This is a genomic window from Litorivivens sp., assembly GCF_041624475.1.
Lineage (GTDB): Bacteria > Pseudomonadota > Gammaproteobacteria > Pseudomonadales > Spongiibacteraceae > Litorivivens.
Genome location: NZ_JBFJUX010000006.1, coordinates 109,850 through 125,707, shown reverse-complemented (window position 1 = coordinate 125,707; position 15,858 = coordinate 109,850). Strand labels below are relative to the sequence as shown.

At 57.3% G+C, this 15,858-nt stretch carries 14 protein-coding genes; all 14 read right to left on the bottom strand.

Annotated features, from left to right (window positions below):
- Nucleotides 1-2: 2 nt before the first annotated feature.
- The 14 genes from ABY734_RS08995 to asd all read right to left on the bottom strand — a co-directional run bounded on the left by ABY734_RS08995 (nucleotide 3) and on the right by asd (nucleotide 15,826).
- Entirely contained in the window at nucleotides 3-911 is a 909-nt protein-coding gene (locus ABY734_RS08995; RefSeq protein WP_372778654.1) for an AAA family ATPase, read from the bottom strand.
- A gap of 54 nt (nucleotides 912-965) precedes the next feature.
- Nucleotides 966-2,162 carry an O-succinylhomoserine sulfhydrylase gene (locus ABY734_RS08990; protein WP_372778692.1) on the bottom strand — a complete coding sequence of 399 codons (1,197 nt, stop codon included), beginning with the start codon at nucleotides 2,160-2,162 and terminating at the stop codon, nucleotides 966-968.
- A 37-nt stretch (nucleotides 2,163-2,199) separates the two neighbouring features.
- The gene (purF, locus tag ABY734_RS08985; RefSeq protein ID WP_372778653.1) at nucleotides 2,200-3,723 is read right to left on the bottom strand and encodes an amidophosphoribosyltransferase; all 1,524 of its coding nucleotides are present in this window, start codon (nucleotides 3,721-3,723) and stop codon (nucleotides 2,200-2,202) included.
- A gap of 13 nt (nucleotides 3,724-3,736) precedes the next feature.
- Nucleotides 3,737-4,261, bottom strand: coding sequence for a CvpA family protein (locus ABY734_RS08980; protein ID WP_372778652.1), 525 nt, complete (start codon nucleotides 4,259-4,261; stop codon nucleotides 3,737-3,739).
- Between the two features lie 60 nt (nucleotides 4,262-4,321).
- Complete coding sequence (locus tag ABY734_RS08975; RefSeq protein WP_372778651.1) at nucleotides 4,322-4,900, bottom strand: SPOR domain-containing protein; 579 nt, start codon at nucleotides 4,898-4,900, stop codon at nucleotides 4,322-4,324.
- The gene (locus ABY734_RS08970; RefSeq protein ID WP_372778650.1) at nucleotides 4,901-6,187 is read right to left on the bottom strand and encodes a folylpolyglutamate synthase/dihydrofolate synthase family protein; all 1,287 of its coding nucleotides are present in this window, start codon (nucleotides 6,185-6,187) and stop codon (nucleotides 4,901-4,903) included.
- Nucleotides 6,184-7,068: an acetyl-CoA carboxylase, carboxyltransferase subunit beta gene (accD, locus tag ABY734_RS08965; protein WP_372778648.1), complete on the bottom strand. Its 885-nt coding sequence runs from the start codon at nucleotides 7,066-7,068 to the stop codon at nucleotides 6,184-6,186. The genes ABY734_RS08970 and accD overlap by 4 nt, the downstream gene beginning before the upstream one ends.
- A 50-nt stretch (nucleotides 7,069-7,118) precedes the next feature.
- On the bottom strand, nucleotides 7,119-7,928 hold the full coding sequence (gene trpA, locus ABY734_RS08960) for a tryptophan synthase subunit alpha (RefSeq protein ID WP_372778647.1): 810 nt from the start codon (nucleotides 7,926-7,928) through the stop codon (nucleotides 7,119-7,121).
- A gap of 26 nt (nucleotides 7,929-7,954) precedes the next feature.
- Nucleotides 7,955-9,181: a tryptophan synthase subunit beta gene (gene trpB / locus ABY734_RS08955; RefSeq protein WP_372778646.1), complete on the bottom strand. Its 1,227-nt coding sequence runs from the start codon at nucleotides 9,179-9,181 to the stop codon at nucleotides 7,955-7,957.
- Nucleotides 9,174-9,794: a phosphoribosylanthranilate isomerase gene (locus ABY734_RS08950; protein WP_372778645.1), complete on the bottom strand. Its 621-nt coding sequence runs from the start codon at nucleotides 9,792-9,794 to the stop codon at nucleotides 9,174-9,176. The genes trpB and ABY734_RS08950 overlap by 8 nt, the downstream gene beginning before the upstream one ends.
- 66 nt (nucleotides 9,795-9,860) lie before the next feature.
- The gene (truA, locus tag ABY734_RS08945) at nucleotides 9,861-10,652 is read right to left on the bottom strand and encodes a tRNA pseudouridine(38-40) synthase TruA (protein WP_372778691.1); all 792 of its coding nucleotides are present in this window, start codon (nucleotides 10,650-10,652) and stop codon (nucleotides 9,861-9,863) included.
- 124 nt (nucleotides 10,653-10,776) lie between these two features.
- Nucleotides 10,777-13,632 carry a FimV/HubP family polar landmark protein gene (locus ABY734_RS08940; protein ID WP_372778644.1) on the bottom strand — a complete coding sequence of 952 codons (2,856 nt, stop codon included), beginning with the start codon at nucleotides 13,630-13,632 and terminating at the stop codon, nucleotides 10,777-10,779.
- A 124-nt stretch (nucleotides 13,633-13,756) separates the two neighbouring features.
- Nucleotides 13,757-14,710 carry an Asd/ArgC dimerization domain-containing protein gene (locus ABY734_RS08935; RefSeq protein WP_372778643.1) on the bottom strand — a complete coding sequence of 318 codons (954 nt, stop codon included), beginning with the start codon at nucleotides 14,708-14,710 and terminating at the stop codon, nucleotides 13,757-13,759.
- 3 nt (nucleotides 14,711-14,713) lie between these two features.
- Nucleotides 14,714-15,826: an aspartate-semialdehyde dehydrogenase gene (asd, locus tag ABY734_RS08930; protein WP_372778642.1), complete on the bottom strand. Its 1,113-nt coding sequence runs from the start codon at nucleotides 15,824-15,826 to the stop codon at nucleotides 14,714-14,716.
- Between the last annotated feature and the right edge of the window lie 32 nt (nucleotides 15,827-15,858).

Genomic DNA, 15,858 nt, shown 5'->3' with positions numbered 1-15,858 from the left:
CGTCACACCACGACCGGAACGTCTTCCAGCAGGTGATCGATCAGGGAGCGAGCATCGCCTCCGCTCTGGGATTCCCGCAAGCGGTGTCCGGCCACCGGCTCAAGCACCATCTGCACGTCTTCGGGGACAACGTAGTCCCGATTGTGGATCAGTGCCCAAGCCTTGGCGCAATGTAATAAAGCGAGCGCGCCGCGCGTCGAAAGCCCATAGGCGAAATGGGGATCGGTGCGGGTAAAGGCAATCAGGCGCTGCAGGTAATCGAGCACACTGTCCCGGGCAACCACGGTATCCACCTGCGCCTGCAGCGCCGCCAGTCCGTCCGGCGTTATCACTGACTCCAACGATTGCAGCAGCTGTCGGGGATCGGTTCCCGTCAACAGTTGACGTTCGGATTGCGGGTCAGGGTAACCCAGCGAAATACGCATCAGAAAGCGGTCCAGCTGGGATTCCGGCAATGGAAAAGTGCCGGATTGAAACAAGGGGTTCTGAGTAGCGATAACAAAAAATGGTTCCGGCAGTGGGCGCGTTCTACCTTCAACCGTTACCTGGTTTTCCGCCATCGCTTCCAACAGGGCGCTCTGCGTTTTCGGGCTGGCGCGATTGATTTCATCGACCAGCAGTAACTGGGTAAAGATAGGGCCATCGTGAAACTGAAAACCACCTTCCCTGCGATCAAAAATAGAAACGCCCAGCACATCAGCCGGCAGCAGGTCGCTGGTGAACTGAATGCGCTGGTATTCCAGTCCGGTAACACGCATGAGCGCTTGGGCCAGGGTAGTTTTCCCAACCCCCGGCAGATCTTCAATTAATAAGTGGCCCCGCGCCAGCAGGCAGCAAATGGCCAGGCGGATTTGCTGTTCTTTGCCGAGGAGGATTTTACCAACCTGCTGGATCAACGCATCTATTGTCATCTTTTCAGTCGCCTACTTCAAAATGGCTCAGAGGTAGAGGCTTGCCGGCAAGCCTCACACCGCAGCGAGGCCACGGCTTAAATCGGCTTTCAGATCGTCAACCGCTTCCAGCCCGACGGCAACGCGAATCAGGTTGTCCGTTATGCCGGCCGCCTTGCGGTCTTCCTCGCTCAAACGACCGTGGGTTGTTGTCGCCGGGTGGACGATGGTGGTTTTGGCATCGCCCAGATTAGCGGTAATGGACATCAGGCGAGTAGCGTCGATAAAGCGCCAGGCAGCATCGCGGTCGCCTTTAACTCTAAACGATAGCACTCCGCCGAAAGCACGCTGCTGTTTTACCGCGAGAGCGTGGCCGGGGTGATCCGGCAAGCCGGCGTAGAACACCTGCTCCACACCCGCCTGTTCCCTCAGCCACTTGGCCAGCGTCAGCGCACTGGCAGAGTGAGCTTCCATACGCAGGCGCAGGGTCTCAAGCCCTTTCAGAAAAACCCAGGCGTTGAAGGCACTCATGGTTGGGCCGGCCGAGCGCACGAAACCGAGCACTTCACTCATCTGTTCGGCTCGACCAACCACGGCACCGCCGACACAACGCCCCTGACCGTCCAGATACTTGGTGGCTGAATGAACAACGATATCCGCGCCCAGGGCCAGTGGCTGTTGCAGGGCCGGCGTACAGAAACAGTTATCTACCACCAACAGGCTGTCGCAACTATGTGCAACCTCGGCGATGGCTGCAATGTCAGCAATCTCTGCCAGAGGGTTTGACGGCGTTTCCAGAAACAGCATCTGGGTGTTCGGTCGCACGGCTGCCTGCCACTCTTCGAGGCGAGTCGGTGAAACAAAACTGGTTTCAACACCAAATTTGGCGAGATACTTGGTCAGCATAACCGTCGTGGTACCAAATACCGAGCGCGAGCAAATCAGGTGATCACCCGCTTTCAACAGCGCCATGCAGGTGGTCAGAATCGCCGCCATGCCGGACGATGTGGCAACGCCCTGCTCCGCCCCTTCAAGGGCGGCGATGCGCTCTTCGAAGGTTCGAACCGTCGGGTTGGTATAGCGCGAATAAACATTGCCGGGCTGGTCGCCGGAGAAGCGTGCCGCCGCTTCGGCAGCATTGGCAAAGACATAGCTCGAGGTCGCGAAAATCGGCTCGGCATGCTCTCCTTCGTGTGTCCGCACCTGCCCCGCACGGACTGCGCGCGTATCCAGCTCTGCCTGGGCCAGTACGTCCCGTCGTTCCTGATCGATGTCTGTCAAAGTTGACCCCGCATCCCTTATAGCCTGTTCAAGACATATCGTTGTGAAGGCCAATCAACGCGCCATCGCTGCTCAGCAATTGGTCACGCTGCTGCTTTACCGCATCGCTGCGATCCTGAGCGAGACGCTCCAGATAGTCCTGATCTACATCCATGGTAGCGTATTCGCCGGTAAACACTGAACAGTCAAAACCCTTGATGGCCTTGTTGCCCTCGGCGGAACTTGTAATCAGGTCCTTAAGGTCCTGATATACCAGCCAGTCGGCGCCAATCAGTTCAGCTACTTCCTCTTCGGTGCGATCGTGTGCAATAAGCTCGTTGGCGGAAGGCATATCAATGCCATAAACATTCGGGTAACGCACGGGCGGCGCTGCAGAGGCAAAATAAACCTTGGCCGCACCGGCCTCCCGCGCCATTTCGATGATCTGTTCGCAGGTGGTGCCGCGCACGATGGAGTCGTCCACCAGCATCACGTTTTTACCCTTGAATTCCAGACCGATGGCATTCAGCTTCTGTTTTACGGATTTTTTGCGCACACTTTGACCGGGCATAATAAAAGTCCGACCTATGTAGCGGTTTTTAACCAGACCTTCTCGGAATTTGACACCGAGCTTGGCTGCCAGCGACTGGCCGGCAATGCGACTGGAATCAGGGATGGGGATAACTACGTCGATGTCGTGATCGGGGCGCAGGCGCAGAATTTTTTCCGCCAGTCGCTCGCCCTGTCGCAGTCGCGCTTTGTATACCGATACGCCATCCATGATGGAGTCCGGCCGCGCAAAATACACATGTTCAAAAATGCAGGGCTTTAGGTTGATTTCACTGGCGCACTGGCGCAGCTCAATATTGCCATCCACATCAATAAAGACCGCTTCACCCGGCGCCAGATCCCGCACCACTTTAAAGCCCAGGGTATCGAGAGCCACACTTTCGGAGGCAATCATGTACTCGGGCCCCTGCTCGGTTTCCCGCCGTCCGTAAACAATCGGGCGAATCCCGTTCGGGTCGCGAAAACCGATAATGCCGTAACCGGCCAGCATGGCCACGGCGGCATAACCACCTCGACAGCGCTCGTGAACACCGCTGACCGCCTGAAAAATATCCTCGGCCGACGGTATCAGTTTGCCGAGCTTTTGCAGTTCATGGGCGAAGATATTAAGTAAAACCTCCGAGTCTGATTCGGTATTCAGATGACGAAGATCCGATTGATACAACTCCATAGACAGCTGGTCGGAGTTGGTCAAGTTGCCATTGTGCGCCAGCGAAATGCCGTAGGGTGAATTGACATAAAAGGGCTGGGCCAGCGCAGGACTGGAGCTACCCGCCGTGGGATAGCGGACGTGACCTATTCCAAAGTTGCCCTGCAGCTGGGCCATATGGCTGGCGCGAAACACATCGCGCACCAGGCCATTGGCCTTGCGCTGATTCAACTTGCCCTGGTGGCAAGTCACGATGCCAGCGGCATCCTGCCCCCGATGTTGAAGAACGGTCAGGGCATCATAGATATCCTGATTGACGGGAGACTTGGCAACGATGCCGACAATGCCACACATGGCTATACCTCGCTTATGCCCGGTGCTCAGCCACAAGGCTGGAAATCCAGGCGCTTACTTCACTGAAACTTTGTTCGGACCAGTCCTTCAGCAGCATGAAATGGGGAATCAGCTGTGATTCCTGCCACCATGCGTCCTGATCAATGTCGGTCAGTAGCTTGGGTGCAATGACCAGCAACGCCACCACCACAATGACGCCACGGGCAGCACCGAAAATCATGCCGAGCAGACGATCGGTGCCGCCGAGACCGGTTTTTTTAACAAATTCGCTTAACAGGTAGGTGGTCATCGCCCCCACCAGCAGGGTGCCTGCAAAGAGGCTGATGTAGGCAACCAGTTCACGCAGATACACGCGCTCAATGGCTCCTTCGAGAAGTTGCATCATCTGCGAATGAAACGTCATGGAAACGACAAAGGCGACCGCCCAAAAGGCCAGAGACAGGGCCTCTTTAACAAAGCCGCGAATCAGGCTGATGATGGCTGAAACCGACAATATACCCAGTATTGCCCAGTCCACCCATAGAAAATCAGAAAGCACTAAACAGTCCCGCCCCGTCGAGAAGCGGGAATTCTACCAAGGTATCGGCTGTACGCCCAGTCAGGGTTTGAACTCATGCAATAAAGCTTTGAGTTTGAACGCCGCTTCAATCTCTGCCTTGTGCTGCTCGGCCACGGCTTTTTTCAATTCCGGCCCGACAAATACCCGCTGCAAAACTTTGCCACTGCTTGTGGGCGCCGCTTTCACATAGGCTTTGTAGCCTTTTGCCTGCAGCCGTTCCTTGAGCTTGTTGGCATTGCCCTCGTTGCTGAAACTGGCCACCTGCACAATCCAGGCATTGGCCACGCCGGTACTGTCATCAACAATCGGCGCCTTGGGCTCGGGCCGGCTTGCCGTCTCGGACTTGCTATTGGATTCAGGCGCTGCCTCGGCTTCCGCACTGTCGCCAGTCGCGGGAATCGCGGGTACCGGTGGCTCCGGCATGGGCTGTTCCGGCTCAACTTCAGCCACCTGCATAGGGCGTTTCGGCGCTGCCGGTTCCGGTTCGACGACTTTGGGCGCCGGCGGTATCTGTGTGCTGCGATCCACTTTGTAGGCAGCGGGGCCAGTAAAAAGGACTGACCACAGCACGATACCGCCACTAACCAGTACCAGCGCGCCTACCAGTCGCTGTTTCATTCAGATTTCCCCTTCCAGATCCTGTCGAGACAGTTTCTGCTCAAGAATAGTTTTAATAGCCGCCACTGTAAAAACCGAGCCGAACACCACCAGGCGATGGCCCGGCTCCAGCAAGGACATCGCCCGAGCAAAGGTCTGGCGCATGTTTTTGCTGACACTGATCATAGAGATCCCCTGAGCGTGTAGCAATGGTGCCAGGTCGCGGGCGGGCTTTGCGCGAGGATTGCCCGTCAAATCGCCGAGAAACCAGGCGTGAAAGGAATCCTTGAGCGCCGCCACCATCCCGTCGATTTCCTTGTCCGCCATCACTGCAAACAGGGCACAACAGCGCTCAACCGGCGGCAACTGCTGCAGGTGCCACGCCAAAGCCGCGCTCGCCGCCGGGTTGTGAGCGACATCAAGAATAATATCGATACCTTCAAAATTCAGGTGTTCCTGACGCCCCGGCACAGTGGAGCTCAAGGCCGACCAATCCGGGGGCGCGTCATCTTTGAGCAGCCAGTAGGCCTGCAGGGCACAGGCAATATTCACCGACAACAGGTGTAGCTGCCCTTTGTAATGCACCTCGCGACGGGAGCCGCCCCGCGAGCGCCCCCACCACAGTGCGCCACCGTTGTCCGATTGCTGCAACACAAAATCTTCGCCGCAATGGAAGTACGGGCAGCCGAGCTCCTTAACCCGGCTCAGTACCGACTCGGGCGGCTCAGCATCACCGCAGACAACCGGTACACCGGGCCGGAAAATACCTGCCTTCTCCGCACCGATCTGCTCGCGGTCATTGCCCAGCCAGGCTTCGTGATCGAGGGCAACCGAGGTCAGTACACACAGATCCGGGTCAACAATATTGACCGCATCGAGACGCCCACCCAGCCCTACTTCGAGAATCATGTAATCGAGTTTTGCCTGAGCAAAATTGTGCAGGGCAGCGAGAGTCGAAAATTCAAAATACGTTAGCGAAATATCATTGCGGCAGCGCTCCACCGCTTCGAAGCCGGCGATGATTGTTTCATCATCAAGCTCGACACCATTGACGCGCACCCGCTCGTTATAACGCAGCAGATGAGGCGATGTGTATAGCCCAACCCGGTGCCCGGCGCTGAGCAGCAGGTTCTGCAACAGCTCCACGACAGAACCCTTGCCGTTGGTGCCAGCGACGGTAATGACCTTCGCGGCAGACAGGTCGGGATTGAGCTTTTGAAAGACGGGAGAGAGTCGATCCAGACCCAGCGCCATCGGCGCCGGGTGCAGAGTTTCCAGCCGTTGCAGCCAGTCAGAAAGCGCGGTCATTCCTGCGAATAGAAAGTCATATTACCGAGCAGGCGACTAAGGGTGTCTCGAATATCCCTGCGGTGCACGATCATATCAATGGCACCGTGCTCCAGTAGAAATTCGCTGCGCTGAAAACCCGGCGGTAATTTCTGGCGAATGGTCTGCTCAATAATATTAGGGCCTGCAAAACCGGCACGTGCGCCCGGCTCGGCAATGTTGATATCTCCGAGCAGCGCCAGCGAAGCCGAGACGCCACCGTAAATCGGGTCGGTCATAAAGGAAATATAGGGAATGCCTTCTTGCTTCATGCGCTCCAGTACGGCGCTGGTTTTCGCCATCTGCATCAGCGATATCAGCGCTTCCTGCATACGCGCGCCACCGGAGGCAGAGAAACACACCAGCGGTACCCGCTCTTCCAGTGCCACATTGGCGGCCTGTGTGAATTTTTCACCAACAGCGTAACCCATGGAGCCGCCGTGGAAATTAAATTCAAAGGCAACGGCAACCACAGGCAACTCTTTCAGGCTGCCCTTGAAAGCGACCAGCGCATCTTTTTCGCCGGTGGATTTCTGCGCCGCTGTGAGACGATCCTTGTATTTGCGTTTGTCTTTGAACTTGAGCCGATCTATCGGCTCGATATGGGTGAGGATTTCTTCGCGACCTTCTTCGTCCAGGAAAATATCCAGTCGCCGGCGGGCACCGATGCGATGATGGTGATCACACTTGGGGCAGATATCCAGATTGGCTTCCAGCTCGGGCCGGTACAGCACGGCGTCGCACTTGACGCATTTCTTCCAGAGACCTTCCGGTATGGCGCTGCCGCGACCATTTTCGTCGCGGCGATCTATCGGGTTTTCCCGCCGGACTATGGAGGGAACAATTTTATCGACCCAGCTCATGACGCTTCCTGTTGTTAAGTCAAAATAGCAATATCAAATTACTAGGTATTCTAACGACTTATGGCATCAAGTGCATGACGGATATCGCGAATTAATGTTGTCGCCTCCAACACATCCGTGCCGTTTTTCTCGGCTCTGGCCACCGCGTCGACCAGAGCACTGCCTACTACGACTCCATCACAGCAAACCGCGACGCGGGTAGCCGTTTCTGCGTTTTTAATACCAAAACCAACGGTGACGGGCAGATTGGTATGGGCCTGGATACGCTGCATCAGCTTCTGCACCTGATCAACGTCGATATTGCCGGCACCGGTTACACCCTTCAGCGAAACACAGTAGATATAGCCCCCGGCCAGACCGGCGACTTTGGCAATACGCTCATCCGTGGTGGTTGGCGCCAACAGAAAGATATTGTCCAGTTCGTGCCGAGCCAGTGCTTCATTCAGCGGCTCCGCCTCTTCCGGGGGCATATCGACAATTAGAACACCATCGACACCGGCGCGACCGGCACGCTCGGCAAAGCAGTCGTAGCCCATACGCTCGACCGGATTGGCGTAGCCCATCAGCACAATGGGCGTATCCTGATCCTGCCTGCGATACTCGGTGACCAGCTCCAGTATTCCACTGAGGCTGACTGCGTGAACCAGCGCCCGCTCGTGGGCCAACTGGATGGTCGGGCCTTCGGCCATCGGGTCGGAAAAAGGTACGCCCAGTTCCAGAATGTCTGCGCCCTGCTCCACGAGCTTGTGCATCAACGGCAGGGTGCGTTCCATATCGGGATCGCCGGCGACAATATAGGGAACCAGCGCCTTGCGCTTAGCGCTGCGCAGGGCATCGAATTTCGCGGTTAAACGACTCAAAGTGACTTCCTTAAAATTAAACGGGCTCAGGTGAGCTGGATACCGTCGATCTGCGCGACGGTGTGAATATCCTTGTCACCGCGCCCGGACAAATTAATGATGATGGTCTTGTCTTTGTCCAGCGACTGGGCAAGCTTCTTGCCGTAGGCCAGCGCATGACTGGACTCCAGTGCCGGCATAATACCTTCCACCAAAGTCAATTCCCGAAACGCGGTCAGCGCCTCGTCATCATTGACACTCACGTACTCGGCGCGACCGATATCTTTCAGCCAGGCATGCTCAGGGCCAACCCCCGGATAGTCCAAGCCCGCCGACACCGAGTGGGTGTGAATAATCTGACCGTTATCGTCCTGCATCAAATAGGTTCGGTTGCCGTGCAGCACGCCCGGCGTACCCGCACTGAGCGGTGCAGCATGCTGTCCGGTTTCTACGCCATAGCCTCCGGCCTCGACACCATACATCGCTACGGACTCGTCGTTGAGGAAGGGGTGGAAAAGGCCAATGGCGTTTGAGCCACCGCCCACGCAGGCCACCAGTGCATCCGGCAGTCGTCCGGTTTGCTCCAGACACTGGGCGCGTGCCTCCCGACCGATAATGGACTGAAAATCCCGCACCAGCTGCGGATAGGGGTGCGGACCCGCCACGGTACCTATGATGTAAAAGGTGTCGTCGACATTGGTAACCCAGTCGCGCATCGCTTCGTTCATAGCATCTTTCAGTGTGCGCGAACCGGATTTCACCGGAATCACCTCTGCACCCAGCAGTTTCATGCGGTAAACATTCAGGGCCTGACGATGAACGTCTTCTTCGCCCATAAACACGTGGCAGCTCATACCCAGTCGGGCGGCAACGGTGGCGGAAGCCACACCGTGCTGACCGGCACCGGTTTCGGCAATGATGCGTTTCTTGCCCATGTGCTTCGCCAGTAGAGCCTGCCCGATGGTGTTATTAACCTTGTGTGCGCCGGTGTGATTAAGGTCTTCACGCTTGAGGTAAATCTGCGCGCCACCGGTTTCCCGGCTCCAACGCTCGGCCAGGTAAAGCGGAGAGGGTCTGCCGACGTACTGAGCCAGATCCTGGTCAAACTCAGCCTGAAAGTCCTTGTCGTTTTTTAAACGCTGATAGGCCGCTTCCAGCTCATCCAGCGCACACATAAGGGTCTCTGATACAAAGCGCCCACCATAAGGGCCAAAGTGCCCGCGCTTATCCGGAAAACTTGCGTAATCAACCGCTTTATCTATCGCTTTAGCCACGATTTACTGCCTCTATAAAAGCTCGAATTTTGTCTTCTGACTTGATGCCCGGCGCCGACTCCACGCCGCCACTGACATCCACTGCCGCGGGCCGAACCTGCTCGATGGCTAGCGCCACATTGTCCGGATTCAATCCACCGGCCAAAATGATAGTGCTGCTCAGAGATTCCGGTATCAGCTGCCAATCAAAGGTTTCGCCTGTCCCGCCGGCAACCCCCGGCTTGTAGCTGTCCAGCAGGATCCCGCTTGCGGACGGGTAATTCGCAGCGATCGCAGCAAGATCAGCGCCCGGACGTGTGCGCAGCGCTTTAAGATAGGGAACACCAAACTGTCGGCAGAAAGCCTCGCTCTCATCGCCGTGAAACTGCAGGCGATCGAGTCTTACCCTGTTGAGCACACGTTCCACTTCTGCGGGTTCCGGATTAACAAACAAACCCACCGAGGTTGTGAAAGCCCTAAGGCTGGCGCTAATCTCAGCGCCGACCTCCTGACTTATATTCCGGGAACTGGGCGGATAAAACACCAAACCAATCGCATCGGCGCCCGCGCGGTCGGCAGCGACAGCGTCTTCGACTCGCGTTATGCCACAGATCTTTACGCGAATACGCGCCACTCGGATCCCACCATTTACCTGATTTAAGGGCGGGAATTCTAGCAGACTGCGGCGCCGAATGCTGCCTCAAGCCTTCAGCCAGGGGGCGAGAAAATCAGGGCCCAAACCAGTCTGAGGCAGCTGAAATTGGCTTGGATAAATGACGTCGACAAGATAGAGGCCATTCGGTGCCGCCGTGGCCGCCGCGGCGCAGCGGTCCCGCCCGGCGAGTAAATCAGCAATCCAGCGCGGAGATTCCTGAGCATTGCCGACCTTGCGCAACGACCCGGCGATATTGCGCACCATATGATGCAAAAAGGCATTGGCCTGAATATCCAATACCGTGAGGGCCCCGCGCTGAATAACCTGCGCATGATGCACGTTGCGCATCGGCGTGCGCGACTGGCAACCCGCCGCCCTGAAAGCACTGAAATCCTGCTCACCCAGCAGCGCCTGCGCGGCGTCCTGCATCGCTGAGGCATCCAGCGCTTCAGGAATCCAGGTAACGGCCTGCCGATTAATCGCAGGTCTCGTCGGGGCACTGAAAAACACGTAGCGATAGCGCCTCGCCGTAGCACTGAACCGGGCATTGAACTGCTGATCGACCGGACGAGCCCAATGCACAGCGATATCATCCGGCAAGGCGGAGTTCACGCCCATGACCCAGGCTGCTTCCGGGCGCGGAACCGGGCTGTCAAAATGGACGACCTGATGGGCGGCATGAACACCGCTGTCGGTACGCCCTGCGCACTGGACCTTAATCGACTGGTTCGCCACCTTGCTCAAAGCGCGTTCCAGCGCATCCTGCACGCTGGGCATCGACGGTGAATGCTGCTGCTGCCAGCCATTGTAGGACGTGCCGTCGTAGGACAGGGCCATCGCCACGCGCCCACCAGCGGGGAATACATGGCTTCGGGAGAATTGTTCAATCACTTGGGGTCACACGAAGAATCGGGAAGGAGTCCGGGAGCGCTCGCAGTGGGCACCCCCGGGCAGGCTTACATTACAGGCGGGACAGGAGTTCGTTAGCGTCCTGTTTCTGCTCGTCATTGCCCTCTTCCATCACTTCCTGCAGCATCTCTCTGGCACCATCGGCATCACCCATATCGATATAGGCACGCGCCAGGTCCAACTTGGTGGCAACCTCGTCGCTGTCGCCCAGCAAGCCAAGATCGTCACTCATATCGTCGCTTTCGAGATCATCGAGGCCTGCGGCGGCGCTGTCCTCATCGAAATTGAAGTCGTCGAGCTCCAGGTCATCAAAGCTGTCTTCGGCTTTCGCGTCGGGCTTTTCTACTGACGGCGCGGGTTCGGGTTCGGGCGCAGGCTCTGCCGGGGCTGAAGGTGCCGGTGCGATGTCCGCTTCGTCCAGACTAAGCTCATCGTCCTCAGGCTCGAGCTCGGGTGTCAGCGGACCCTCACTGTCGCCTTCCAGCGAGAGCTCGTCATCAAGCTCACCCAGATCGAAATCTTCGTCGAGATCATCCAGTGACAGCTCGCCACCACCCACATCTTTACCTGCGCTGCCTTCCGACGGCTTGCTGTCGTCATCTTCCAGCCCGCCAAGATCGAGATCGTCATCCAGGTCCAGATCGAAGGACAGATCATCTTCTTCGAGGCTCGCTTCGGGTTTTCTCTCAGTGGTATCACCCAGCGACAGCTCGCTGTCCGCCTCATCGGCGTCAAGATCATCCAGATCAAGAGAGCCCAGATCGAGATCATCGACTTCAGCTTTGTCGGGAGTCGTCGATTCAGGCGCAGCATCCGGCTCGCGAATCAGCGTTTCACCGAATTCCTCGTCATCGTCCAGATCAAAATCCAGGTCGGTATCGTCATCATCGACGCCAGCCGGCTCGGCATGGGCAACCGGGGCCGCATCTTCGTCACGCAGCCAGTCACTGACACCTTCTACCGCCGACATGGACTCCTTGACCTCGGCAATTGCCTCCTGATCACCCATCGCTTCCAGCTCGCGGAAAGCGTCAATAAACTTAGTCTGATCCCGGGTTTCCAGAAACACGCCGAGCAGCTTAACGCGCAGATCAGTGCGCTCCGGCTCTTTGGCTATAGCGGCGTTGAGCATTTGCGCGGCCTGATCATAGCGACCATAAGCCACATAGATTTCAGCTTCAGCCAGCGCATCATCGGTTTCCGCTTCAACCTGCTGTGACGGCGCTGCTGCAGTCTGGCCGGTATCAGCATCTGCCTCATCACGGCCGGCATCGCTGTCATCACTCAACAAGTCATCGAAATCGTCAAAACTATCAGAAGTGTCCTCCGCGCTATCGGCCTCGCGGTTTGGCTCAATAATGAGCGTGGTATTGCCCGCATCGTCTTCGTCGTCATCCATATCCTGATGACTGCCGGTCGCCGATGCATCAAAGTCGTCGCTCATGGGCGGTATGCCGTCATCCTCTTCGTCAAGCGAGTCGCGGCTATCAAAGGGAGCTTCCGTTTTCTTTTGGCTGAATCGACGCAGCAGGGCAACAATCAAAAGCAGCAGCAAAATACCCAGCGCACCGTAGCGAAGCAGCGGATTATCCAGCAGGCTTTGCTCGGCCTCAGGCTGTGGCTGAGGAGCTGCGGGCGCAGGCTCAGGCTTTGCCTGCTCGGTTGCAGTATCACCTGCATCGGAAGCTGATTCGGCTGTTTCCGGTGAAGCTGGAGCTTCAACCGTTTCGGGCTCGGCACCCATCTGCTGTTGCAGGGTCGCCAACTGGTCGTCTTTCAGTTCTAGCAGTCGTTGCAGGGTTGCCAGCTGGCGCTCCAGATCACCCAGACGGGAATTCAGCTCGGCATTTTCCCGCTCGACCTTGTCGAGATTTTCCTGATTGGCGGCAAGCTCGTCGCGCAACTGTTGAACTTCACCGTCGCTGCCTTCGCTGGCAGATTCACCGGGCGTTGCAATAGACAGTCGCGCTTCGGTGCGGGGTTTGGCTGCATCGTCAACAGCCGCGTCTTCGCGCGCTGTAGCATCAAGTTGGGGCGCCGCATCCAGATCGCCGTCAGAAGGGAGCGCTTCACCTCGCCAAACGGCGTTCTGACGGCGAATTTCCTTTACCGCTGAATCCTGCGACAGCTCGCGCGCCTCTTCGGCTGTCGGCAGACGCAGCACGTAGCCGGATTTCAGGCGGTTGATATTGTCACCGATAAAGGCGCGGGGATTCTTGCGCAGCAAAGCCAGCATGGTTTGCTGGACGCTGACGCCTTCGGGTTTATAGGTCGTGGCAATGTCCCACAACATGTCATTGTGCTGTACCCGATACTCGGTGGGTCGCTCAGCGCGCGGCAGCGCGGTGCGATCCTCACCCTCTCGGGGTTTCGGTCCGCTTTGTGTTTCCTGCTGACCCTGGGTTTCTTCCAGCATCACCACTTCTTCGCGGGTCGCCGGGGTTGCCTGCGCTGCCTGACTAACAGCCCCGCCCGCAGCTGTTTGTACCGCCGAAGTGCGCGCATCACTGACGACCGGCAGGTCCAGCAGCACAGTGTACTCCCGCAGCATACGGCCAGCGGGCCAGCGAGCCTCTACCAAAAAGTTGAGATAGGGTTCAACGATGGGCTCGCGGGACTTGATCACCACCACGCCCTTGCCGTCGTCACCCACGCTCACTTCAAACTGCAGTTTGGACAGCAGGTAGTTGAAGTCGATCCCGGATTTCTCAAAGTCCTCGGCTGAGGCCAGCTTGACGGTTATCTGGTCACTGCTCAGATTTCCGGTGTCACGCAGCGTAATGCGAGCTTCCAGGGGCTGATTGAGTGCCGAATTCAGGCGTAACTCACCCATACTCAGCGCGTGGCTCAGTGAGGTAGCTCCAAGGCCAACAATCAGCGCTACGCCAGCCAGCGATCTCTTCAACATAAGGACTTCCTGTTATTCTCTAATGCCCTGCTATTTTTCCGTTTTCACGGGGCAGTTACGTGTTGTGAAGCTAGAACCTAGCCTGAAGCTAGAAAAACTCTCCACACCTTGCCGTAAATATTAGCTATATGGAACTTTTTATCAAGATTTCAATCAATCTTGTTATGTTAACAACCGCACCCTTTCGGATATTATCGGCGATAATCCAGGCTCTCAGGGTATGATCATCCGATCGCCCCGGCTGCAGGCCACCGAGATGAATCCGGTCGTCCTCCGCCAGCGCCACCGTGGAAAAACCCTCTTTACTTTCAAAGACATGAATACCGCTCTCGCGCCATGCGGCAATGCAGCTGTCGAGCATAAGCGGCTGCGCAAGGGTGGCGGTCAGGTGCGTGGCCTGACCATAAAACAGAGGCATTTGCGCGCGATCAAGACGGCAGGCCGAAAGTCGCACACCGAGTAGATCCTGCAGCCCCTGCTCCATAACCTCGGCATTTTCCAGGGAATCCGGCAGTAAATTAAAGGCCAGCTGGGGGCCGTCGCCTTCAATGCCCTGACCATTCAGCAAACGCGCTGTTTCCGCCGCCAGCTGGCGGGTGCCTTTATCGCCATAGGCAGAGGCCGATTCACAGATCAGTGCGTCAACGGTCAATAATTCATTCCCGGCCAGCAAGCCCTCGAGCACGGGCGCCAATGCGCTGAGTGCTGCGTACGGCAAAGCCCAGTAAACGGGATAGTCTACCCGTTCATCAAGCATCAGCTCCGGCACCACCCAGCGACCACCGGCCGGCGCCATTGAGGCGTCGATAACGTGACAGCCCATGGCGTTGGCATTGTCTGCCAACTCTGCCATCTCCGGGTGAGGTTCAAGCATGACGAGCAGATCGAGCTCTGAAAAGTCCAGGTCACTCAGCGCCATTACCGGTACAGTTCGGCCTTCAAAACGAACACTGGCACCCTCTTCTATCGGTGCCAGTGAAAAAACGCTCAGCGAACTGAGGCCGAGTTCCAGCTCGGCCAACTGCTCCCGCAAACCTGTTGCGATTGGACCATCAACACCACAAAGCCCCAGTCTCACTGATCAGCGCTCCTGAATTATGCGCAGCATGCGGCGCAGGGGTTCTGCAGCGCCCCACAGAAGCTGGTCACCAACGGTAAAGGCCGACAGGTATTGCGGCCCCATGTTCAGCTTGCGCACTCGGCCCACCGGAATATGCAGAGAGCCGGTCACGGCAGTTGGAGTCAGCTCTTTCAACGTGACTTCGCGCTCGTTCGGCACCAGTTTCACCCAGTCATTGGCACTGCCAATAATGGATTCAACGTCGCCGATTGCCACATCCTTATTGAGTTTGATGGTCAGCGCCTGGCTGTGACAGCGCATGGCACCAATGCGCACACAGGTGCCGTCAACCGGAATGGGCGCGCCGCTGCGACCGAGAATCTTGTTGGTTTCAGCCTGAGCCTTCCACTCTTCGCGGCTCTGGCCGTTTTCCAGTTGGGTATCGATCCACGGCAACAGGCTGCCCGCCAGCGGATGACCAAAGTTATCGGTGGGGAAATCACCGCTGCGCATGGCCTTGGCCACCGCGCTGTCGATATCCAGAATATTGGAGCGCGGGTCAGCCAGCAGCTCGCTGACGCTGCTGTTTATGGTACCCATCTGGGCAATCAGCTCGCGCATATTCTGGGCGCCAGCACCGCTGGCCGCCTGATAGGTTTGGGCACTCACCCACTCCACCAGGCCTTCGCGGAGCAGACCGCCAATGCCCATCAGCATCAGGCTGACAGTACAGTTACCGCCAATGAAATTTTTGACGCCTTTGTCGAGCGCCTGGTTGATCACGTCGCCGTTAACCGGGTCGAGGATAATGACGGCGTCGTCGCTCATCCGCAGGGCAGAAGCCGCGTCAATCCAATAACCGTCCCACCCCGCATCGCGCAGCTTCGGGAATACGGCTTTGGTGTAGTCGCCGCCCTGGCAGGAAATGATGACATCCATTTCCTTCAGCGAGTCGATGTTTTCGGCGTCCTGCAATACGCCCGCGCCTTTGCCCACATCCGGGGCTTCGCCGCCGGCATTGGAGGTGCTGTAAAAAGTGGGTTCAATGTTGGCGAAATCATTCTCGTCGCGCATGCGGCCCATCAGCACCGAGCCGACCATGCCGCGCCATCCAACCAATCCTGTCTTCAACATAATCTTAATCCTTCGCTGTCAAATTCTGACTG